The sequence below is a fragment of the Hufsiella ginkgonis genome (assembly GCF_009834915.1).
Classification (GTDB): domain Bacteria; phylum Bacteroidota; class Bacteroidia; order Sphingobacteriales; family Sphingobacteriaceae; genus Hufsiella; species Hufsiella ginkgonis.
This window is the reverse complement of the sequence record NZ_WVHS01000003.1, coordinates 424781-447328: the sequence shown is the minus strand read 5'-3', so window position 1 is coordinate 447328 and position 22548 is coordinate 424781. Positions and strand designations below refer to the sequence as shown.

At 50.6% G+C, this 22548-nt stretch carries 18 protein-coding genes and 1 tRNA gene; 13 read left to right on the top strand and 6 right to left on the bottom strand.

Features of this window, described 5'->3' with window-relative positions; all coding sequences use genetic code 11:
- Positions 1-7: 7 nt before the first annotated feature.
- Positions 8-1561 (top strand): SusD/RagB family nutrient-binding outer membrane lipoprotein, encoded by a 1554-nt coding sequence (locus GS398_RS14250; RefSeq protein ID WP_160907466.1) that lies wholly within the window; start codon positions 8-10, stop codon positions 1559-1561.
- A gap of 20 nt (positions 1562-1581) precedes the next feature.
- Positions 1582-3123 (top strand): DUF5689 domain-containing protein, encoded by a 1542-nt coding sequence (locus GS398_RS14245; RefSeq protein ID WP_160907465.1) that lies wholly within the window; start codon positions 1582-1584, stop codon positions 3121-3123.
- A gap of 281 nt (positions 3124-3404) precedes the next feature.
- On the opposite strand, the gene GS398_RS22845 is transcribed toward GS398_RS14245, so the two are convergent.
- From GS398_RS22845 to GS398_RS14225, 4 genes are all read right to left on the bottom strand, one after another.
- Complete coding sequence (locus tag GS398_RS22845) at positions 3405-4196, bottom strand: TlpA family protein disulfide reductase (protein ID WP_369410269.1); 792 nt, start codon at positions 4194-4196, stop codon at positions 3405-3407.
- A 69-nt stretch (positions 4197-4265) separates the two neighbouring features.
- Complete coding sequence (locus GS398_RS22840; RefSeq protein ID WP_160907463.1) at positions 4266-4589, bottom strand: DUF1573 domain-containing protein; 324 nt, start codon at positions 4587-4589, stop codon at positions 4266-4268.
- Between the two features lie 68 nt (positions 4590-4657).
- On the bottom strand, positions 4658-5287 hold the full coding sequence (locus tag GS398_RS14230; RefSeq protein WP_160907462.1) for a bacteriocin fulvocin C-related protein: 630 nt from the start codon (positions 5285-5287) through the stop codon (positions 4658-4660).
- Positions 5288-5470: 183 nt separating this feature from the next.
- The gene (locus GS398_RS14225; protein ID WP_160907461.1) at positions 5471-5716 is read right to left on the bottom strand and encodes a hypothetical protein; all 246 of its coding nucleotides are present in this window, start codon (positions 5714-5716) and stop codon (positions 5471-5473) included.
- A gap of 55 nt (positions 5717-5771) precedes the next feature.
- Between GS398_RS14225 and GS398_RS14220 the strand changes: the two genes are divergently transcribed.
- Entirely contained in the window at positions 5772-6620 is an 849-nt protein-coding gene (locus GS398_RS14220) for an alpha/beta hydrolase family protein (protein ID WP_160907460.1), read from the top strand.
- 193 nt (positions 6621-6813) lie between these two features.
- On the opposite strand, the gene GS398_RS14215 is transcribed toward GS398_RS14220, so the two are convergent.
- Positions 6814-7239, bottom strand: a complete 426-nt coding sequence (locus tag GS398_RS14215) for a nuclear transport factor 2 family protein (protein WP_160907459.1) — start codon at positions 7237-7239, stop codon at positions 6814-6816.
- 334 nt (positions 7240-7573) lie between these two features.
- Positions 7574-7647: transfer RNA gene (locus GS398_RS14210), tRNA-Pro, on the bottom strand.
- A gap of 206 nt (positions 7648-7853) precedes the next feature.
- Between GS398_RS14210 and GS398_RS14205 the strand changes: the two genes are divergently transcribed.
- From GS398_RS14205 to GS398_RS14160, 10 genes are all read left to right on the top strand, one after another.
- Positions 7854-7997 carry a hypothetical protein gene (locus GS398_RS14205; protein WP_160907458.1) on the top strand — a complete coding sequence of 48 codons (144 nt, stop codon included), beginning with the start codon at positions 7854-7856 and terminating at the stop codon, positions 7995-7997.
- Positions 7998-8052: 55 nt separating this feature from the next.
- Positions 8053-9012 carry a D-2-hydroxyacid dehydrogenase gene (locus tag GS398_RS14200; protein ID WP_160907457.1) on the top strand — a complete coding sequence of 320 codons (960 nt, stop codon included), beginning with the start codon at positions 8053-8055 and terminating at the stop codon, positions 9010-9012.
- Positions 9013-9251: 239 nt separating this feature from the next.
- The gene (locus GS398_RS14195; protein ID WP_160907456.1) at positions 9252-10112 is read left to right on the top strand and encodes a sigma-70 family RNA polymerase sigma factor; all 861 of its coding nucleotides are present in this window, start codon (positions 9252-9254) and stop codon (positions 10110-10112) included.
- A gap of 290 nt (positions 10113-10402) precedes the next feature.
- Positions 10403-13642, top strand: coding sequence for a SusC/RagA family TonB-linked outer membrane protein (locus tag GS398_RS14190; RefSeq protein ID WP_202406071.1), 3240 nt, complete (start codon positions 10403-10405; stop codon positions 13640-13642).
- Positions 13643-13661: 19 nt separating this feature from the next.
- Entirely contained in the window at positions 13662-15578 is a 1917-nt protein-coding gene (locus GS398_RS14185) for a RagB/SusD family nutrient uptake outer membrane protein (protein WP_160907455.1), read from the top strand.
- A gap of 17 nt (positions 15579-15595) precedes the next feature.
- Positions 15596-16822: a DUF5000 domain-containing lipoprotein gene (locus GS398_RS14180; RefSeq protein WP_160907454.1), complete on the top strand. Its 1227-nt coding sequence runs from the start codon at positions 15596-15598 to the stop codon at positions 16820-16822.
- Between the two features lie 21 nt (positions 16823-16843).
- Positions 16844-18151 (top strand): DUF4998 domain-containing protein, encoded by a 1308-nt coding sequence (locus tag GS398_RS14175; protein ID WP_160907453.1) that lies wholly within the window; start codon positions 16844-16846, stop codon positions 18149-18151.
- A 174-nt stretch (positions 18152-18325) separates the two neighbouring features.
- The gene (locus GS398_RS14170) at positions 18326-20098 is read left to right on the top strand and encodes a glycoside hydrolase family 9 protein (protein ID WP_160907452.1); all 1773 of its coding nucleotides are present in this window, start codon (positions 18326-18328) and stop codon (positions 20096-20098) included.
- A 146-nt stretch (positions 20099-20244) separates the two neighbouring features.
- Positions 20245-21417 (top strand): DUF5009 domain-containing protein, encoded by a 1173-nt coding sequence (locus GS398_RS14165; protein WP_160907451.1) that lies wholly within the window; start codon positions 20245-20247, stop codon positions 21415-21417.
- Positions 21414-22529 (top strand): glycoside hydrolase family 18 protein, encoded by a 1116-nt coding sequence (locus GS398_RS14160; protein ID WP_160907450.1) that lies wholly within the window; start codon positions 21414-21416, stop codon positions 22527-22529. Before GS398_RS14165 ends, GS398_RS14160 begins: the two co-directional genes overlap by 4 nt.
- Positions 22530-22548 lie beyond the last annotated feature (19 nt).

The window sequence follows — 22548 nt, the reverse complement described above, 5'->3', positions numbered from 1 at the left end:
TATTCAAATGAGAAATATCAAGATAAAATTAACCTGTATCGCTTTACTTGTTGGCAGCACGATGCCGGCATGTAAAGATTTTGTAGAGGTAAATACAGATCCGATCGGTACACCCACGACTACTCCGGCCCAGCTTTTGGCGCCTTCGCTGGTCAATTTGGTTTCGGCAAATATGCTGCGGGGCCGCACATTCAACAATGAGCTCATGCAGGTTACCGTCAACATCAGCGATGCCGACGGGCAGATCAACCGGTACGATATCCGCCGTCCCCAGGCTGATTATACCTGGAACGCGTTGTTTACGGAACTTACCAACGTCAGGGACATTTATACGCTGGCCAGCAAGCCGGAGTATGCAAACGGTTCCTACAAGGGCATTTCACGAATACTCGAAGCCTATGCCGTCTCAGTTTTAACAGATACTTATGGCGATATCCCCTACACCGAGGCTAATAAAGGCCGCGACGGAATCGTAGAGCCTAAATTTGACAGGCAAAAGGATATTTACCTCGACCTGTATAAAAACCTTGAAGAAGCCAATACATTGCTTACCACAGGTACGGCCATTAACGCCACCACCGACCGGCTTTTTAATGGTAATATTACCAAGTGGCGCAAGTTGGGAAACTCCCTGTACCTGCGTCTGCTGCTTCGCCTTTCGGGCAAAGCCGAAGTATCGGCCACAGCCATCAGTAAACTTAAAGAGATCATTGGAGATCCGGCGAAATACCCGGTCATGACTTCTAATGACGATACCGCACGCCTCCCCTGGACGGAGAGCCTGACCAGTACCGCGCTGTATTCGTCGCCATATACTTCCATTCGTGCCCTGGATTTCAGAAGCGCTGTTTCAAAGTTTTTTATTGATCACCTGCGCGACTGGAACCACCCGGTGGTGAATATGACATACGGCAAGAACGGAACGAACCGGTGGGGCATAAGCACCGTAAGCGGATCATATGTGGGTGTCCCTGCAGGATACACCCCGGGCAGTTTAAGCACCGGGCAGTCGTCGCTCTATGCTGTTGATAACGTTCCGGGCGCTAACACAGCTAATGTCGGCAATACGCTGCAAAACGACGCGTATACCGGGATTATCATGAACGTAGCTGAGGTGGACTTTATCCTGGCTGAGGCCGCTATAAACGGCTGGATCTCCGGACCAGTTGCAACATATTACAATAAAGGTGTTTTAGACATGATCCAGTATTGGATACCTTCCTACCCGGTTACCAGTTTAGCCGCTTATATGACGGCAGCAGATATTAACTGGTCAGACGCACAGCCGCTTGCTGATAAAATGGAAATGCTTCACCTGCAAAAGTATTATGCCTTGTTCCTGGTAGATTCAGAACAATGGGCCGAGTATCGCCGTACGGGGCATCCCGTTCTTCCGGTCAACCTGCCCGGTACGACTTTCGCTAACGGTGGTGTTATGCCGGCGCGGAATTACTACCCGGTTATCGTTCAAACGGCTAACCGCGACAGTTATAACGCTGCGGTAGCTATCCAGGGCGCCGATGCCATCAACACCCAAATCTGGTCGTATAAAAAACCATAGAAACTGATAAGATGAAAGTTATGAAAACTATATTATTGAATTTCGTTCTTCTCCTCACGGTGGCTATCGCCTGGTCGGGATGTGAGCAGGACGATAAAAACCCGTACGATGGCGGCATCGTCAGCCCGTATGTCTTCACTTTTGACTTGCGTAAAGTTTACAAACAAGCTGATGTGGTGCTTACGACCACCAACATGTCGGGTGCGACTTCCATACAGGGAATTGTAGTATCTGATCATGCTGCAAAAAATATGCTTAACGGACTGATGATGGTTCAAAATTCACGTAACGCGTCTTCCGGCGATTCGCTGAGGGGGATAGCCCTTAACGTGGGTGCGGCTGCCGCCAATTACATGGTCGGCGACCTGGTACGGGTAAAAGTGGAGGGAAGAACGCTGACCCGCCGCAACGGGATACTCCAGGTAATTGACATTCCGGCAACAGACATCGTTAAAGTATCATCCGGAAATACCATACTCGGTAACAGGGTTACAACCGCAGCCCTCCTGGCCGATCCAAGACGTTATGAAAGCACGCAGGTTACCATTATCAAAGCTACGTATAATCCAAGCTTATTGGCAACCGACGTATTTTCGGGCGATAAATTGCTCAACGACGGGTTTGGCAACATTACCCTGCATACCGAGGCAGGAGCCGCGTTTGCGGGCGCAAAACCGCCGTTTTCTGCCAATTATACTGGCCTGGTCGTAACCACCGAAGGTGCTAATGGCGCTCTTGTCCCGCAAATAAGGATTAGAAACAATACCACTGACCTTAAAACGCTCAGCTCAAATACTGAACAACCGGCAATTATTATCACCGGCTTTATGAGCGACGTTAAAGGAGGAGACGGCAATTATGAATACATACAATTCAGGGCGACCCGGGCAATTAACTTTGCTGCAGAGCCTTTCTCGGTAGTGACCACCAACAATGCAGGCACCAATCCGGCTCCCGCAACAGGATGGGCCATCGGGGGAGTGAGAAGCTATAAACTGGACCTGACTTCCGGATCGGTGGTAAAAGGGGAGTTCTTCTATGTGGGCGGTTCCAGGAAATTGATTAATGGCGCTACCTCGACCACCAGTATGGCCTCGTCCAAATGGATCCGCTCGTTTGATTATTCTACGATCGATGGTGACGGATTTGGGACGAAGACCTCCGGTTTGCTGGCCAATAGCGGCAATGCATCGGGTATAGCGGTATTTAAAGGAACCGCCGTTAACGTCAGCTCCGTTCCGGTAGATGTTGTTTTTATTGGTACCGGGGGCGGCCTTTTCAGTGCCGGGCCGCCTGCGGCAGGATACCGTGTAACCAGTACGGACGTTTATGATGCTGTTGAGCCCGTTACCGGCGTCGATCAGCCATTCTACCGACAGGGTACCAACACAGCTGCGTTTATTTATTTAACAGCGGACCTGGGTTATTTTAACCAGCTCGGTGGAACTTATGATACCGTGCTCGGGAAATGGACCAAGATAAGAACACAGGTAGGGCTCTTGCTTACTACGAGTAGCCCCGTGTCCGATATCGAAGGCGCCGGATCTACAGAAATTAAGTAGAAATCGCTCCTGGTTGCCGGGGCAAGTAATTTTACAGGAACGGAAGTCCGTAACGGGCTTCCGTTTTTTGTATTTATTTAACCGGTCTCTGGCCTAAACGACCGCGTAATCCTAATTAATATTAAATGCTTATTCCGGCCTTAACATTCTCATTTTGAAACGGCAAATGACCTGCGGTCCGGTCCCCGTACCTGGGGACGTGATGGCGCCATCGGGGATCGTGCGGAACCCGCGCTGATCGTTATTCATGATAAGCGGCCTGGCAAAGCTGTGAAGGCCGCTTATTGCCGATGAAGGTACTCAGGCAGAACCTTGCAAGCATCGTCAAGAGAGCCATGAAACACCATCTTGTTTTGTGCTATAATGATCACCGTGGGATAATACCTCACCCCGAAATCATTTCCGGTGGTAAGTGTTGAAGTAACCTGGGGAAATGAATAATGAAACGGGGCAAGCATCCGGCTCCATTGGCCGGTTGTATCGCTCTTTAAGGGAACGTTAACGCTTAAAAACCGGATGCGTTCATCGCCCTTATATTTACGGTACTCTTTTTCCAGGTTCGGGAACGCATGAAAACAGGCCGGGCACGAGGTGTTCCAGAAATCCAGTACTAGCACCCTGGTTTTCAGTCCCGGGTCATTGAACGGCTTGCCCGAGGCGTCCGTAAACATGAACGCAGGCACGGGTATAGGGTCCATATTCGCCCTAAAGAACCCGTAATTCACAAAATTGAACCATAAATGTGCCCCCACCGTCCAGAAGAATAGGTTTATAAAAATGAGCAGCATAGCAGGCAGCAGCCTTAGGGACGGCCCGAGAATAAAGAAAAAATAGCCTGCCAGTATTCCTAAAAAAAATGACAGGAAACTCAGCAGCGATACCAGCGTCTCTCCGAAATGGAACAGGTGAGCAGGCGAGTGGATGACCAGGACAGGAAGGGCGATTAACAGGTTGGTCACCCACGCCCTTATCGCCGGGGTACGCGCGCGGAGCGAAAGCAGCGTGAATAAAAAATAGACCGTTGAGGCCACACTGAACAGCGTACTGTGTCCAAAATAAGCAATCGCAGACACAGCGGCAGCCACTATGACCGACAGCAAAAAAAACAGGACATTACCCGTGACCGACCTGTTTACCATAGGCTATTTTATGTTGTTCCTGACGAAGTACCTGATCCGGAACGGGATAAAAGCGTTGGCAACATTGGCTGACACCAACGCCGTTTTTACCTGTTCACCGATATCGCTGGGCGAAACTATAAAAGATACCGTTAAAAATGCCGTATCACCAGGTATCGTCCCTTTCCTTTTCCAGCTGGATTTTATACAGTCACAGGAAGTAGTAACCGTATCAATGGCCAGATCCTCTTTTCCTTCGTTGATGATCGAAAACCGGTGGCTGACCGTATCGCCCGTGGCGAAGGTACCGGCAAAAAAAACCGGCTCAGAAGTTTTTACGGAGGTCATACCGGAATGATTCACGCCGCATCCCGCGACGGCGATAAAGCAAAATAGAAGCGCCGCCGCCGGACAGATCAGTTTACGCATCCGGGGCTCGCTGGAATGGTTATCGAAATGCATCCTCCCTGGCAGGTATAGTTCCATAGAGTCCCGCAGCCTTCCTCGTCGAGGGTCTGGGCTGTACAGCCGGTACATTTGCTGCAATAAACGGTAGATCCGCACCAGTCGCTCTGGGTGGAGCAATGGCAGTCAGCCTTCGTGGTGAAGCCGACAGAAAGTTGCTTGCTTTCGGGAAAAGAGAATGACAGGTCTGCGACGATCTGGGCAATTTCGTTCCGTGTGAAGACCTCATAAGCCTTGTTTATCCAGTTGGTAATTACGGCGTCCTGCGGTTTGTTGCGCTTATCTGTCGAAAACAGGCTGGCTGTGATGACCTTACGTAACTCCCTGATCCGGTTATTTTGTTCCGTGCTGAATTTTCCGCTGCTGATGATATTACCGAGATGCTGACTCCAAACTTCAGCGCGTTCACCGGCAGTCAGCGTCCTGTAAGCAAGTTTCAGATCCAGCCAGGAAGTCAGATTAAAAAAAGCCTGAACCTTTGAAGGTGCCTCCGGTTCAACATCAGCCGCCATCTTCTGGCAGCCGGACAAACCGGCCAATAATCCGGCAGTCAAAAAACAAGACAACAGAAATTTTTTCATGATTTTTTTTGAAACAATTATAGTAATAACAATTTTTTTCCCAACGAATTATGAAATATTTTTTTCAACAAACCGGTAAAATCAACGGATACATCTAAAAATCTACTCCCGAGAAAAACAGGTGATTTACGCATATGACGGGACCATAATCCAAAAATGGAATTGGCTGCATCACCTGCTCTTTTAACCGGCAAACAACGGGTATCGCTTAGCCAAAATATGGCTGTCCCAACTTTTACGGATCCGGCAGGATACTTTAACAACGACATCGTAGTTTATTGATAAACTATCGGCGCGCTTGCCGTGATGAGATATCTTTTCGAGATTTTGCTTGAGATCACCGGCAATTGCCGTAACTTCTTCGGTGTCTCCGCTGACCAGGTAGTCGTTTAACTCTACAATAAGCTCCTGGCTCACCTCTGTTCCCAAGTTGCCTTAACAGTTTGCCTCCTTAACCCTATATTTGGAGCGAAAACAATACGTTATGATCACACTATGGGGCAGCAGGCGCGTTTTAATGACTCCGGTTCTTTGTTTCGTGTTCCTGGTTGGCACCCGGTGCAACAACCAGGCAAGCAGCAATTGCGCAACACAAGATAACCTGAACTGGGTAGCCGCAGATACGGGTTGTTTACGCATCAACACGTTTAAGAATCCTGCATTGTCGGCTAATCCGAACCTGGTAATCGTTATTCATGGCGACGCTCCCTTCAATAAGCCCGGTTACCAGTATGCGGCAGCCAAAATCATCGCCGCACAAAATCGCAACACCATCGCTATCGGGCTGTTGCGCCCCGGTTATACCGACCCCGAAGATCAGCGTTCACACGGGAGGAAAGGAAACACAACAGGTGATAATTATACACCTGAAGTTGTCGCGTCTGTTGCCGCGGCTATAAAAAACCTCAGGGAAACTTATCACGCGGCCAGGACGGTGATCGCTGCGCATTCCGGCGGGGCCGCGATTACCGGCGCCCTGGTAGCGTTATACCCTGAACTGGCCGATGGCGCCGTATTGGTAGCTTGCCCATGTGATGTAACGGAATGGCGCAAATATATGCAGTCGCAGCAACCTGGCAACAAAGAATGGAGTGCGCCGGTGAGCAGCATTTCACCCATTGAAATAGCCGGAAAAGTGAGCGGCAAAACCCGGTTAGTACTGATCTCCGGCGACCAGGACGAGGTGGTGCCCATCATGTACAGCTCGAACTACCACAAGCGCCTGAAGGCCTTCAACAAACAGTCGGCACTGGTGATCCTAAATGGCGAAGGGCACGAGGCGTTTTTTAATAAGCGGGTGTTCGCGGAAGTTAAAGGCCTGCTCGGGAACTAAGACGCTGAGTCCGCGGTACCCTGGTACCTCCTGCGGATCTCAGGTAATCCTGACGCGTTGCATAAGTAAGCAGGGGCCGACTGGTAGGTGTTATCGTCATAATGAATCGATAGGTATCGGGTTACCAAATTCACCAGGTTCAAATCACGGCCGTACGACCACATTCGGGATTGTAACTGAACAATTGGCTCAATCAATGTTTAGCCGCGATCCCGGCCCATTCAAAGGCCTTTTGGTTGCTGGCAAAGGAATGAAATTCTGCCACCGAGCCGTCTTTTATTATAAACCCGTCTGCTATCCGCGCGTTGATCCATTCCGGGTTATTTTTAAGCCGGACTTTAATATGAACTGTAACAACAATCTTATTCCCGGCGGCAATAAAATCCACAGGTTCACACCCTCCTTCTGCCCAGGTGCTTCTTCCGGTGATCAGGTGCTGACGCATATCGGTATGCCCCCGGTAGGTGCCTGCCGTCGGAAATCCTTCAGGTTCAATGCGGGTGATATCGGCATCCATTAAATTAATCACAGTATCGATATCGTTCCGGTTTATGCCGGAATAAACCTGCTTAATGATTTCAATATCTGCTTCAGACCCGGGATGTTTAAATGATGTCATTGATCTGCCGTTCGTGTTTTCCAAAGATAAGGGGCAGTTGTGTTTTTTTAAAGCGTCTCAGTTTTTATCCATTTATCATGTTATTCGGCCCGACTCGAAAGACAAGCGGCTCGGCATTGAGGGTGGTGGCTCGTTCGACCAGGAACACCTAATGGTGCTAACTCCGAGAATAATGGTGCTGCGGATCAAGCTGAATTTCTGGAGAGTAGATTTGGCTGTCAGCTATCAGCACCGGCATCAATCAACCCCTGGGCCATAACTAATTGACACTAAAAGAAAAAGGGTCGCTCTTTTCAGAACAACCCTTTTTTGGGTTCCGGTGAACCTCTTCAAGTCGGGGTGGCAGGATTCGAACCTACGACCTCCACATCCCAAATGTGGCGCGATACCGGGCTACGCTACACCCCGAATTGGGTTGCAAAGGTAGCAGTTATATGTACATTGCCAAAAAAAAGTCAAGAAAATGTTTAATAACGCTGGTAACTAGGTAAATAGATTTCCCGGGGAAAATTATCCGTAGAAAGGCCTCCTGGAACATACCATGATCGGGGGGCTGCTTACCCCCTACGGGTGGGGCGCCTTAAAGAGACCACGGAGATGGTTTCCGGCATTACATGATCCTGTTCCCCGATAGCCAAAGCGGCGTCCTGATCATGGCCAACAGCGACAACATTTTCAAAAAGCTGCCCGAATATGCTACCGGCTGCAAATACACGCCCTGGTATCGGGAGAATTGCATGCCCTACGATCAAAAGTAACCCTGTGTACGGGAGGTATGGTAAATACTGCCTAACTTCGAAAGAAAATCCGCACATGAACATCGTTATTCTCGACGGTTACGCCCTCAATCCCGGCGACCTCAGTTGGCAAGGCCTGCATGCACTTGGTAATGTAACGCATTACGACCGCACGCCGGCAGCGGAGGTTGCCGCGCGCTGTGCCGGTGCGGCAGTGGTTTTTACGAATAAAACTCCCATCAGCGGCGAAGTGATCGACCAGCTACCGGGTTTGCGGTTCATCGGGGTGCTTGCTACGGGCTATAATGTCGTGGATACGGAAGCGGCCAAAAAGAAAAACATCGTCGTATCTAACGTTCCGGGTTATAGCAGCTATTCCGTGGTGCAGCTTACGTTTGCGCTGCTGCTCGAGCTTTGTCACCATGTGCAGCGGCATAGCGACAGTGTGATGTCTGGCAAATGGACGGCTTCGCCCGATTTTTCCTTTTGGGATTTCCCGCTCACGGAACTGGCGGGTAAAACGATGGGTATTATCGGGTATGGCGATATCGGGCGGAAAGTTGGCGACGTAGCGCTGGCGTTCGGGATGAAAGTGATCGGCAACAGCCGGAGCAGGAAAAACGGTTCCTCGCATCCTGATTTCCGCTGGGCGGAGATCCCGGAACTGCTGGCTTCGGCCGATGTGGTAAGCATCCATTGTCCGCTTTCACCGGAAACGAAGGGATTGATCAACCGCGCAAATCTCGGGCTGATGAAACCGGCCGCTTTCCTGCTGAACACTTCCCGCGGCCCCATCGTGGTGGATGAAGACCTTGCCGAAGCGTTAAACAGCCACCAAATCGCCGGTGCGGGTATCGACGTGCTCTCGACGGAACCGCCTTCAGCAGACAACCCGTTATTTAATGCAAAAAATTGTATCATCACACCACACATCGCCTGGGCTACCAAGGAAGCGCGGGCGAGGCTGATGGACCAATCCGTAAAGAACCTGGCCGCCTTTCTTAATGGTAAACCGGTGAATGTAGTTAACCCGTAACTCCCGGCATGCGGATCCTCGTCGCTTCCAATGCCTTGAAATACCCGGGTAAATCCTACGGATCCTGCGCTTTGCTCAAACCTCAAATAAACTCCTTTGGCTTAATTAATTAACACGTATCTTTAGCGATCTGCCGGATGCACATTTACCGAGTCTACCCTATTCCCCGGAAGAACAATTTGCCGCACACTCTTTTACAGGTATGATCCCTGAAGTTGATCATCATTAACAGATTACCGATGAGACAACTTAAAATTTCCCAATCCATCACCAACCGCGACAGCCAGTCGCTGGATAAATACCTGCAGGACATAGGTAAGGTCGACCTGATCACCGCGGAAGAGGAAGCGGAACTTGCAAGAAAGATCCGTAACGGCGACCACGCAGCGCTCGAAAAACTCACCAAGGCCAACCTGCGCTTCGTTGTTTCCGTTTCCAAACAATACCAGAACCAGGGTATAACGCTCGGCGACTTAATCAGCGAGGGTAATCTCGGGCTGATCAAAGCAGCACAACGGTTCGATGAAACCAAGGGGTTTAAGTTCATCTCTTACGCGGTATGGTGGATCCGCCAATCGATCCTCCAGGCCGTAGCCGAGCAATCGCGGATGGTGCGCCTGCCGCTAAACCAGGTAGGCGCCCTTGGAAGGCTCAGTAAGGCTTTTTCCAAGCTAGAACAAACGCATAACCGCGAACCTTCCATTGAGGAACTCGCCGATGCAACTGAAAGTACCGCGGGCAAAGTTGCCGACCTACTCAGTAAATCGGGGAGACATGTCTCCGTAGATGCACCTTTTTCCCCGGGGGAAGAGAACTCCCTCCTGGATGTTATGCAAAACCAGGATCCGGGTACCGACAACAACCTCATGAATGAATCGTTAACCGAAGTGATCCGTCGGTCGCTTACCATCCTTACCCTCCGTGAAAAGGAAATCCTGATGTTGTTCTTCGGCATCGACGAAATTCATCCTTTGTCGCTGGAAGAGATCGCACAACGGTTCGGGCTTACCCGCGAACGCGTAAGGCAACTAAAAGACAAAGCGCTGGTGCGCCTCCGCCACCACCGGATGAACGGCCAGCTGCAAAGTTACCTGGGATAAGTTTCGCCGCCTCCCGCTCCTACACGTCCCCGTAGGGACAAATTCCTATGTTGCGTAGGGTTTTTGTAGGGCTACCAAAAAAACATTTTCTGAAGTACCTCTATACATTTGGTTCCTGTTAACGACTTCTGCGGTCGTTAACAGCACACCATTAACCAATTTCTATTTTTCTAATCAATACTTAACCACAAAATGAATGTAATTATGAGAGTAACATTACCTGCATGTTTCGTCTTCAACTTACGGCATCCGGCCAGCACCGGGAACCGGGAACTTTTAACCGGAATGTCATGAGAAAGCACCTGAGCTTTTTGCTGAAGAGCGCCGCGAGAGCCTCGTTCTTCGTTTTGCTGTTCATGTCATACACTGCTATGGCACAGAATCTTAAGGTAAGCGGAACTGTACGCGACAGTACCGGCGTGTTGCCTGGGGTGAGCGTAAAAGTAAAAGGTGCGGCCACCGGCGGATCAACCTCCGTGAACGGTACTTATACCATTACCGCCCCGCGGACCGCCGTGTTAACCTTCACCTTCGTGGGGATGAAAACCCAGGAATTCCCGCTCAACAATGTAAGGGCCAATTCAGCCGGCGAATACACGCTGAACGTAACTATGAGCCCTGACCAGAACGCCCTCGAAGAAGTGGCCGTTGTAGGGTTCGGTACACAGAAAAAAACCACCATGGTAGGGTCTGTGACCACCATCAGCCCAAAGGAATTGAAGGGCCCCACAAGTAACCTGACTCAAATGCTCGCAGGCCGGTTATCCGGCGTGATCGGCTTCCAGTCGAGCGGAGAACCGGGATCGGACAATGCATCCTTCTTTGTGCGTGGCATCGGCTCGTTCGGTACAGGCCAGGTAAGTCCGCTCATCCTGATTGACGGTATCGAATCGACACAGACCGATCTCGCCAGGCTCCAGGCGGATGACATCGCCAGTTTCTCCCTCCTGAAAGACGCTACCGCCGCGGCTGTATATGGCGCACGCGGAGCGAACGGCATCGTGCTGATCAAAACCAAGGAAGGTGAAGCCGGTAAAACGAAATTCACTTTCCGTTTTGAAAACACCCTGTCGGAAAATACGCAGAACTTCAAATTTGCCGATAATATTACCTATATGAACCTGGCAAACGAGGCTGCGCTTACCCGTAACCCGCTGAACCCGATCCCCTACTCACAGACAAAGATCAACCGCACCGCATCCGGTACGGCAAATCCTTACCTGTACCCAAGCAATAATTGGATCGACCAGATCATTAAGGACAAAACTCTTAACCAACGGTACAATATGAGCGTAACCGGTGGTGCCGACAAAGCAAAATACTATGTCGGCGGTACCTTCAACGTAGATAACGGGATCTATAAAGTGGATCAGCTGAACAACTTTAACAACAACGTAAAGCTGCTTAACTACTCGATCCGTTCGAACGTAACACTCCAGCTAACCAAATCGACCCGCGCAGACATCAGGGTATATGGCCAGTTCGACGACTACAACGGACCGCTCGGAGGCGGAAAAGAGATCTTCCAGGCAGCGATCTTCGCTAACCCGGTAATGTTCCCGATGAGGTACCCGGCATCTTACGCGCCAAACATCAAACACCCGCTGTTTGGCAATGCCGTTAAAGAAACCGTACCCGGCTCGTCTGTAGGCGGCGGTTTATATAACAACCCATATGCGTTCCTCGTACAGGGTTACCGCCAACAGAACAAATCGAACTTACAGCCACAGATCGAGCTGACCCAGGATTTAGACGGGCTGACCAAAGGCCTGAAATTCCGTTTCATGGGCTATGTACGCAGGAATTCGGAGTTCGACATTAACCGTTCTTATTTTCCTTTCTATTACAGCGCAGGTTCCACCGATGGAACAGACATTGTGCTGAATGCACTCAACCCCGGTGGTGCGGGCTCTATCGGTACTACCGGAAGCGAGTACCTGAACTACGCCGAAGGCGATAAAGAGCTTTCTTCTGCGCTTTACACCGAAACCGCCATGAACTACGGCCGCACATTCGCCGGGAAACACGCCATTTCGGGAATGCTCATCGCAACCCTCCGTAACTCGCTGAATGGGAACGCCGGAAGCTTACAAGCTTCATTACCGAAAAGGAACCAGGGGATCTCCGGCCGTTTCACTTACGGGTACGACGAGCGTTACATGACGGAGTTCAACTTCGGTTACAACGGTACGGAGCGTTTTGCTAAAAATCACCGCTTCGGGTTCTTCCCGTCGATCGGCGTGGCTTACGTAGTCTCCAATGAAAACTTCTGGGAGCCAATGTCAAACGTTGTCAGCAAAATGAAACTGAGAGCGACTTACGGGCTGAACGGTAATGACGCGATAGGCGCTGATACCGACCGCTTCTTCTACCTCTCTAACGTAAACCTGACCGGTGGCCCAAGCTACTCTTTTGGTGAAGATCCTTCGCTGCTTTATAGCCGTCCCGGGATCCAGGTATTACGTTACGCCAATGACCGCATTACCTGGGAAGAATCGAAACAATTGAACCTGGGTGTCGACTTTTCTCTATACAATGCACTTAACGTAACGATCGATGCTTATAAAAAGAGAACTTCCAACATCCTGCAGGACCGCAGCGCGGTGCCAAGCACCATGGGTCTCCTGGCAGCCGCAGTAGCGAACGTAGGCGTACAGGATAATAAAGGGATTGATATGCAGGCGGATTACAGCAAATCCCTCGGCAATAAATCCTGGGTACAGATCCGCGGAACATTTACTTACGCCACCAATAAGATCGTTACTTACGATGAGCCGTCGTACCCCGCCAGTCTTGCACACCTTTACCGGGTAGGCCACTCGGCCGGCGAATCGATGGGTTACATCGCGGAACGCCTCTTTACCGATGACATAGAGGTAGACAACTCCCCCAGCCAGGCGGCCATTGCCGGCGGCGTACGTGTAAGAGGCGGCGATATCAAATACCGCGACGTAAACAACGACGGCGTGATCAACACAAACGACCGTGTTTTCATGGGTCTGCCCAGCACCCCGGAGATCACCTACGGCTTCGGATTCTCCGCCAGCCACAAAAGCTTCGATTTGAGCGCACAGGTGAATGGAAACGCACGTTTTGCGTTCTTCGTAAACTCGGGCGCATTTAACGGCAGCAGCCTCAGCGAAAGCGGTATCGCGCCGTTCGTACAGATCGGTGGCTACCAGAACGGCCTGCTGCAAGCAATCGCGGAAGACCACTGGTCTGAAGACAACCGCAACGCCTACGCTTTCTGGCCGCGCCTGAATAGCATCAATACCCCAAATAACGCGGTACGGTCTAGCTGGTGGATGCGCGAAGGCTCATTCCTGAGACTTCAGCAGGTGGAGGTCGGTTTCACTCCCAAACAGCAGTGGAGAGACAAGCTGCATATGAAAAACATTCGCCTGTACGTAAGTGCAAGGAACCTGTTCGTGGTTACCAAATTCAAGCTATGGGACCCCGAAGTCCGTGGCAACGGGCTCGACTACCCGCTGCAGCGGGTGTACAACTTTGGCGTAAACGTAGGACTCTAACTAATTGATGATTAAGACAATGAAAAAGATAACAAAAACGTTAGTAGCCCTTACCGTCGCCTTACTTTCGGTAACTACTTCGTGTAAGAATTACCTGGACATCGTGCCAGACAATATTCCGACCATCGACAATGCTTTTACCAGCCGGACCGAAGCGGAAAAATACCTGTTCACCTGCTACTCATACCTTCCTAACGATGCCGACCCGGTAAGTAACGTAGCTTTCCTGGGCGCCGACGAGATCTGGATCCCGCCTTCAAGACGTGGTATACTGGAGAACTTCAACATGTCGTGGGATATTGCCCGCGGAAGCCAGAATGCCGGCAGCCCGATCGTAAATATCTGGAACGGCCGCTTCCAGGCGATCAGGCAGTGCAACATTTTCCTGGAAAACATCAGTGACAAGAACAAGGTGCTCGACCTGCCCGCAGACCTGCGCACCCGTTGGATCGCAGAGGTGAAGTTCCTGAAAGCCTTTTACAACTTCCAGCTGCTGAGAGCTTATGGCCCAATCCCGATCATTGATACCAACCTGGATATCTTTGCCGATACCGAGGACATGAAGGTAAAAAGAATGCCTTTCGACACTTGCGTAGACTATATCGCAAAGCTGCTGGATGAAGCCACACCGGATCTTCCGCCGTTGATCGGCGAAAGAGCGACCGAGATGGGCCGGATCACCAGGCCGATCGCAATGGCTATAAAAGCCAAACTGCTGGTGCTTGCCGCAAGCCCTTTATTTAACGGTAACCCGGATTACGCCAACTTTAAAGATAAAGACGGCACGCAGCTTATCAACACCACCTTCCAGGTATCGAAGTGGCAAAAAGCGGCCGATGCGGCCAAAGCGGCCATCGATGCAAGCGAGCTGTCTGGTCATAAGCTCTACACGTTTGTACCTGCTTCAAACTTATCAGACACGACCGATCGCCAGATGAGCATTCGTAACGCCATCACCGAAAGGTGGAATGCGGAAAAAGTTTGGGGGCTTTCAGGCAGCAACGCCAACAACCTGCAGCGCGTAGCGATGGGTTGCTTAACTACTGCGTTTAACGTAAACAACTCTAACTCACAGCTATCCGTTCCGTTAAAGATCACAGACATGTTCTACTCGAAGAACGGCGTGCCGATCAACGAAGACAAAACGCTCGATTTTTCGAACAAGAACCAGCTGCGTACCGCAGTCAGGGAGGAACGCTTTTACGTCTCCAACGGTTACCAGACCGCGCGCATCAACTACGACCGTGAGCCGCGTTTTTACGCCGATCTTGGTTTCGACGGCGGCGTATGGTACATGATCGCCAATAACCCTGGCATCAGCGGTACAGACGAAAGTACTTTCTACATGCAGGCTAAATACACACAGCCAGGCAATTCAGGCGCCGAAGGGTACTACAATGAAACCGGTTACTTTATTAAAAAGCTGGTTGAATGGAACCTCACCAACTCGGCCAGCGCCAATACCGTGAGAACTTACGAATGGCCCGAGATCAGGCTGGCAGACCTTTACCTGTTATACGCGGAGGCGCTTAATGAGGCCAAAGGTCCGGACGAAGCCGATATCTTCGTTTACCTCGACAAGATCAGGACACGTGCAAGTCTTCTGGGCGTAAAAGAATCGTGGGCCAATTTCTCGAATAATCCGGCCAAGTACACTACCAAAGACGGATTAAGGGCTATCATTAAACAGGAGAGAAGCATCGAACTTGCCTTTGAAGGCAGCCGTTTCTGGGACCTTCGCAGGTGGAAAGACGCGGTAACGGCGATGAATGCGCCCATCACGGGATGGTCTATCAGCCAGTCGACCGCAGCCGGTTATTACCAGCCAAGGCTCATTTTCGCACAAACATTTGTGGCGCCGAGAGATTACCTGTGGCCGATCGCGACAAGCAACTTCACCGTTAACACGAACTTAGTTCAAAACCCCGGATGGTAGTTTATAAACCAAAGAACATGAAAGCATTAAAATTCATATTAACATTAGCGGTGCCTGTCATCGTATTCATGGGATGCAATAAGGAAATATTGGGTCCGCTGTCGTCAAACGATACGCCGCCGGCACCGGTGACCTCGGTAACCGTGCTTAATCAATCGGGCCAGGCGACATTAACCTATAAATTGCCTGCCGACCAGGACGTCTCTTACGTAAAAGCGGTATACACCCTGGTAACCGGCGCCGAAAGGGAAGTGAAAGCCTCCTTCTACACCAATACGCTGGTGGTCGACGGGTTCGGAGATACCAACGAGCACGAAGTAAAGATCTACGCCGTAAATAAGAGCGAGGTAGCCTCCGTACCTGTGATCGTGAAGGTTAAACCGCTCGAGAATGCTATCCAGGGGGTAAAACGCTCTATTAAAGTAATCGCCGATTTCGCCGGCATCAACATTTCTGCGGTAAACCCGACCAAATCAAACATCGCCATCATCCCTATGAAAAAGGATGGCTACAAAGGTTATGTGCAGTTTGACGGCATTTATACCTCTGCGGAAACGATCAGCCGCGATATCCGCGGACTGGATACTGTTCCAATCACCATTGCAGTGGTGGTGCGCGACCGTTTCCTGAACACCACCGATACCGTTTTCACAACCGTGAAGCCGTTATTCGAAATGAAGCTCTCCAAAACGCTTTACAAAACCATGAACCCGGTGATCTGGCCAGGCGACCAGCGTGCAACGTATTCGAACGCAGGCACCTCTCCTACCGGGATCTCCACTATGTGGGATGGTGAAACCGTGGTTTTTCCAAGCTGCGCATACACGCCGCCAACCATTACCGACGCGGGCCCGCATTCTATCACCTTCGACGTGGGTCAGCTAGCGCAGCTGAGCCGCATCGTGATCTGGGATTACCCCGAAACGATCAACGGCTTAAAAACCTGGTTCTATCGTGGCAACATGAAGAACTTCGAGATCTGGGGATCTGCCAACCCGAATCCCGACGGCTCTTATGACAGCTGGTACAAACTGGGCACTTATACGTCGGTAAAGCCTTCTGGCATTGCCACTTATGGCGAGCTTACACAGGAAGACCGCGACATCGCCGCTGCCGGCTTCAGCTGGAAGTTCCGCATAGACGTGCCGAAACTCAGGTACCTGAGGATCAAATGCATCAACAACTGGATGGGCACCCAATTCCTGATGATCACAGAAGTACAGGTATACGGTAACCCTAAGTAGTCAATCATTAAATCCGAAATCATGAAATTAATTGCTAACAATAAAGTCCTCGTATTCCTGCTTGTAATCCTGATGGCGGGAATCACATCCTGTACCAAAATGGATGATTTTAAAAAATATGTTAAGGACGGCGAAATATCTTATACCGGGAGGGTCGACTCCCTTAAAATCCTGCCGGGTCGTAACCGGGTATTGGTAAAAGGCCTGTTCATTTCAGATCCTAAAGTTACTACCTGCAAGATCTATTGGAACAGCCGTAAAGATTCGCTGGTAGTACCCGTGGTAAGAACCACTAAAACCGATACACTTAAACAGCTGATCCCAAACCTGCAGGAAGGAACGTATAACTTCGAAGTGATCACTTACGACAAGTTAAAGAATGCTTCGATCGTAGTTCGCGCTACCGCGAATGTATACGGCGACCGTTACGCAGCATCGCTGATTAACAAACCGACCGCCGACGTAGAGCTGGCCGACAACGGGACCACCACCATCAACTGGGGCGGTCTTGATAAAACCGGTGGCGCACAATTCACCCGGTTAACTTACACGCTTACCTCGAACGCAACCGGTACCGTGAAGGTGCTTCCTGCCGCCGAGCAGACTTTGCTGCCTAACTACAAATATGGCAGCACCTTCCGCTACCGCACTGCTTACCTGCCTGATACGGCTTCGATCGATACTTTTTATACCGATTTCAGGGAAGTGAGCGCAAAAACCAACGTTACCGCTACGTACATCAAAAATGCGTCCATCCCAATGGCGCCTACCAGCGACGCCGGCGTAAGTGTAACCACTGCGGGAACAGCCGTAAGATGGCGTAAGCTCGCTGACTGGACATCCAACGCAGCCGCGAATAACTGGGGTGTAGCGCCAACCAACGCAGGCTATGGTACCTGGGTAGAAAGAGGCACGCCGCTTGCAGGTACGATGTCGATGGAGGCCGGTAAAAACACCACCACCGGTTTAACCATTACCAATGGTAAGATCTACCAGACAGCTACCTTACCTGCCGGATCCTATACCATGGAAACAGTGGTTGGAAATATGGCCGTCGCTTCGCCGGGCGCCTGTTACTTTGTAGCAGTGATAGGTACAGATCTGCCGAATATCGGCTCGGCCAGTTTGACCACCCCTAAGTCGACGCTGACCGCCACTGGCGATGCCGCTTACCTGAGCTTCACTACGATCGCCACGCAAACGATCAACTTTACGCTCACCTCCCAACAAACCGTAACTTTTGGTTTTGTAGCTACGCTGATCGGTACCAGCACTACCAACCAGTACCTGAAGATCAATTCGGTTAAAATGAAATATCTTAAACCTTAATCGATAGAATGAACCGCCTCATGGAATCCATGAGGCGGTTTTTTTTGACCTTTAAGTTCCTAACCCCATTTTTTACGCATATAAATGGTTTTAGTAGGGTTGTTGTAGGGCGCACAAATGGTAGAAAACATAAGATTAGTCTCATTTTTGAACTATTAGATCCAGCGATCACGAATGAAAAAGTTTAGATCCGTTATTCTTCCCGGCCTATTTCTTTTGCTGCCGGCGGTTAGTGCTGCGCAACCCGCCATTTATGTTAACCAGGTGGCACTGGATGCCGCAGGACCAAAAATGGCGGTGATCCGCCTGGATTCGCCGGCGCCGTCCAAACCTACGTTCTCGTTAATAAGCCTTACCGGAAATAAAACCGTACTTACCGCGCCCTGCGAGCAGGCAACCACCATCGGCGATTGGGCGCCTGGCAAGTATTATTACCGCGCTAACTTTTCCGCATTTACGAAAACCGGCAAATACGTGGTCAGCACCACTTCAGGCGGCAAGGAATACCGTTCCGAACCTTTTGAAATATCCGCTCATGCACTCGCGGTGCGTACCGTCCCGGCCATTATTTCCTATTACACCCATCAGCGTGCCGATACGCCGGCAGAACTTTCCGCGGATGCGAAAGTATTGCTATACGGCAGCAATGAAACAGCCGACATGCGCGGCGGCTGGTGCGACGCATCGGGCGATGTGAGTAAGTACTTTTCTCACCTGGCGTACGCTAATTTTATGTCGCCGCAACAAACACCCCTCGTTGTTTGGTCGATGCTGAGCGCCAACGATGCCCTGCCGCGATTGCTTCCGGGCGCCGTAAAGGACTCGCTCCGGCAAGAGGCGATCTGGGGAGCCGACTATATGATGCGCGCCCTGTCAGACAGCGGATACTTCCGCATGATCATTTTCAGTTACTTTAAAAAAGATCCTTCTGCACGCCGCGTGGTCGGCTTAAAGGCCAACAGCATAACTACCAACGAATACCAGAGCGCTTTCCGCGAAGGCGGGGGACTGGCGATTGCCGCCCTTGCCCGGATCTCAATGCTTGGAAAAGACGGAGATTTTACCTCCGCAGCGTATCTCGAAGCCGCAAAAAAGGCGTTCGATCACCTGCTGATTAATAACACCCGCTACACGGATGACGGGAAAGAAAATATTATCGATGATTATTGCGCGCTCCTTGGCGCTACCGAACTATGGATCGCTACCAATGATCCGCGTTACCGGACGGAGGCCCGTAAACGTGCGGCGAACCTCGAAAAAAGATTAAGTCCCCAGGGATACTTTATCGCCGATGATGGCAACCGCCCATTTTGGCATGCTTCTGACGCCGGGCTGCCGGTGGTCGCACTTTCGCGCTATTTAACCAAAGAGACCGACCCGGCATATACCGCCCCGGCACTGGCGACCATTAAAGCAGCGCTCGATTATAACCTCCGCGTGACCTCCGAAACCAACAATCCCTTCGGCTACGCCCGGCAAACGTTCCGCTACAAGGGTAATATCCAAAACGGCTTTTTTATCCCCCACGAAAACGAGACCGGCTGGTGGTGGCAGGGTGAAAATGCACGACTTGGCTCCCTCGCGGCGGCGGCTATCATAGGCGGCCGGCTGGTGTATCCCGCCAAAGGCGGATGGGGGGTAAAACCCGAACTGGCGGAATTCGCGGCAAACCAGTTATCGTGGATCCTCGGCCGTAACCCCTACTCGATGTGTTTCCTTTACCAGTTCGGGAAAAATAACGTGCCGTATATGTCGTCCAATTACGGACATGGGTCGGGAAAAGGAGGCATATCCAACGGCATAACAGGCAAAGACGGCAACGCCGACGGCAGCGGTATCGATTTTAAAATCAGCGCGAACGGCAACGAATGGCGCTGGACGGAACAATGGATCCCGCATGCTGCATGGTTTTTACAGGCAGTAGCCGCAATGGCGGAAGAGAGATAGCTGTGGCTGATAGCTAACGAGTAACAGCTTGATTGGGGGTACAAATAGGTTAATGGTTATTAGTTATTAGCAATCAGATAATAGACAATAGATAATAGATAATAGATAATACAGCATATCAGGTACAATCAAGACATCAGCTAAAAATGCGCCAACTCCCCAAACGACTTCTTTCCCTCGACGTGCTCCGCGCGATCACTATGTTCCTGATGATCTTTGTGAACGATCTGAGCGGGGTGGCCAATATCCCCGCCTGGATGGAACATGCCGAAGGCAATGAGGACCGCATGGGGTTTGCGGATCTTATCTTCCCGGCCTTTCTTTTTATCGTGGGACTTTCCATTCCGCTGGCGATCCGCGCACGGGTAAACAAGGGCGACTCGTTCCTGCAGGTAGCCATCTACATTTTTACCCGTTCGCTGGCGCTCATCGTGATGGGTTTTTTCCATGTGAACCTGGAGAGCTACAGTTCGGCGGCCGTACTGCCTTACCCTGTTTGGGGATTGCTGATCACCATCGCCTTCTTCCTGATCTGGCTGGATTATCCTGAATCCTGGCCGAAACTAAAACGGTACGTACCGATAGGCATTGGCGTGGCTATCCTGGTCCTGATGGCCTGCCTATATAAAGGCGGCGACGATGCGAACCCGCATGGCATGGAGCCTTCCTGGTGGGGCATTCTCGGTATCATCGGCTGGGCATACCTCGTTTGCGCCTCCCTGTTCTTCCTGGTAAAAGAGAATTTCTGGGTGCTGCTGGTGCTTTTGTTCGCATTCCTTGGCATTAATATTTCTAACCATGCCGGGTTCTATTGGTTCAATATTCCGCTGATAGACGACGGATCCTCGGTAGCGCTTGTGATGGGGGGAATCGTGATCACCGGCACGTACTCAAGGCTATCCGGGAAGGGAAAAGATCATTTATTGTGGATCATTTTCGGCATAGCCGGAACGTTAGCCATCATTTGCGGCTTCCTGGTCCGCCCGTTTGCAGGCGGGCTCTCCAAAATTCAATCTACACCGGCCTGGGTATTGATCTGTGCCGGCATTACCATACTCGTTTTCGAGCTCCTCATTTTCCTGGTCGACAGGAAAGGAAAACAGGACTGGTTTAAGATCATTCGCCCCGCAGGAACGAGCACCCTCACCTGTTACCTCGTTCCATATCTCCTGTACTTTATTTTTGAATTGACCCATTTTAATTATCCCGATGCCCTCAATACAGGATTTGGCGGGGCGATCCGTTCTGTCGGGGTTTCACTCTTCGTTATTCTCCTGGTAAGATTTATGGAAAAAGGAAGGATCCGGTTAAAAATATGAGAACTATACTTACTACTTGTTTCGTAGCGCTGATCATTTCGGTGCTTTCTATGAAGGTGGCCGACAAGCCGAAACCGGTGATCATCGGGTACATCGGCGGCTACAAAGGCCTGGTAAAAGCCGACCGCATTAATGCCGAAAAATTAACGCACATCAACTACGCGTTCGTAAACGTGCAGAACAACCGGGCGGTGCTTACCAATCTCCGTACCGACAGTACCAATTTCCGCAACCTGGTACTGTTGAAGAAAAAGAACCCGGACCTTAAGATCCTGATCTCCATCGGCGGCTGGTCGTGGAGCGAGAACTTCTCAGACGCCGTACTCACCGATACTTCCCGGCAGGCCTTCGCGGCGAGCGCAGCCGGTATTATCCGCAAATACCAGCTAGACGGGGTAGATATCGATTGGGAATATCCCGATATGCAGGGCGAGCAAGGAAACATTCACCGGCCGGAGGATAAACAAAATTTCACCCTGATGTTCGAAGCCTTGCGCAAAGAACTGGATGTACTGGAGAAAGAAACCGGTAAACATAAACTGCTTACCACCGCGGTGGGAGGCTTTGAATCGTTCCTCGATCACTCGGAGATGGGAAAAGCACAACAATACCTGGATTATATCAACCTGATGACCTACGACTATTACTACAGCTCGATTGCCGGACACCACACAAACCTGTATGCTTCAAAGCTTTATAAATCAAGCAATGATGCGGATAAGGCCATCCGGTCTTATATCGCAGCGGGCGTACCGGCCGGCAAACTGGTGATGGGCGTGGCGTTCTACGGCAAAACTTCCAAGCTGAAAGAAGGCGCTCAAAAAGGGATCGGCGATGCGATGCTGTCTCATTCTTTCGGGAAAGGATACACGTTCATAAAAGACAGCCTGGTTAATAAAAAAGGATTTACCGCTTACCGCGACAAAGCGGCAAAAGCCCCTTACCTGTTTAATGCCTCTACCCTGCAGTTTATGACGTACGATGATGAATGGTCGGTAAAAAACAAATGTAAATACGTGCTGAAGCATCGCATGGGCGGTGTAATGTTCTGGGAATATGACTCGGACCCTAAGGAGTATTTACTCGACGTAATGAACGATAAATTAAGATAGCCCGGCACAAGAATAAATC

What these genes read in the sequence shown, in the direction of transcription:
- GS398_RS14250 (WP_160907466.1), top strand. Translation starts at nt 8, where the DNA reads ATGAGAAATATCAAGATAAAATTAACCTGTATCGCTTTACTTGTTGGC.
- GS398_RS14245 (WP_160907465.1), top strand. Translation starts at nt 1,582, where the DNA reads ATGAAAACTATATTATTGAATTTCGTTCTTCTCCTCACGGTGGCTATC.
- GS398_RS22840 (WP_160907463.1), bottom strand. Translation starts at nt 4,589, where the DNA reads ATGACCTCCGTAAAAACTTCTGAGCCGGTTTTTTTTGCCGGTACCTTC.
- GS398_RS14230 (WP_160907462.1), bottom strand. Translation starts at nt 5,287, where the DNA reads ATGAAAAAATTTCTGTTGTCTTGTTTTTTGACTGCCGGATTATTGGCC.
- GS398_RS14220 (WP_160907460.1), top strand. Translation starts at nt 5,772, where the DNA reads ATGATCACACTATGGGGCAGCAGGCGCGTTTTAATGACTCCGGTTCTT.
- GS398_RS14215 (WP_160907459.1), bottom strand. Translation starts at nt 7,239, where the DNA reads ATGACATCATTTAAACATCCCGGGTCTGAAGCAGATATTGAAATCATT.
- GS398_RS14205 (WP_160907458.1), top strand. Translation starts at nt 7,854, where the DNA reads ATGATCCTGTTCCCCGATAGCCAAAGCGGCGTCCTGATCATGGCCAAC.
- GS398_RS14200 (WP_160907457.1), top strand. Translation starts at nt 8,053, where the DNA reads ATGAACATCGTTATTCTCGACGGTTACGCCCTCAATCCCGGCGACCTC.
- GS398_RS14195 (WP_160907456.1), top strand. Translation starts at nt 9,252, where the DNA reads ATGAGACAACTTAAAATTTCCCAATCCATCACCAACCGCGACAGCCAG.
- GS398_RS14190 (WP_202406071.1), top strand. Translation starts at nt 10,403, where the DNA reads ATGAGAAAGCACCTGAGCTTTTTGCTGAAGAGCGCCGCGAGAGCCTCG.
- GS398_RS14185 (WP_160907455.1), top strand. Translation starts at nt 13,662, where the DNA reads ATGAAAAAGATAACAAAAACGTTAGTAGCCCTTACCGTCGCCTTACTT.
- GS398_RS14180 (WP_160907454.1), top strand. Translation starts at nt 15,596, where the DNA reads ATGAAAGCATTAAAATTCATATTAACATTAGCGGTGCCTGTCATCGTA.
- GS398_RS14175 (WP_160907453.1), top strand. Translation starts at nt 16,844, where the DNA reads ATGAAATTAATTGCTAACAATAAAGTCCTCGTATTCCTGCTTGTAATC.
- GS398_RS14170 (WP_160907452.1), top strand. Translation starts at nt 18,326, where the DNA reads ATGAAAAAGTTTAGATCCGTTATTCTTCCCGGCCTATTTCTTTTGCTG.
- GS398_RS14165 (WP_160907451.1), top strand. Translation starts at nt 20,245, where the DNA reads ATGCGCCAACTCCCCAAACGACTTCTTTCCCTCGACGTGCTCCGCGCG.
- GS398_RS14160 (WP_160907450.1), top strand. Translation starts at nt 21,414, where the DNA reads ATGAGAACTATACTTACTACTTGTTTCGTAGCGCTGATCATTTCGGTG.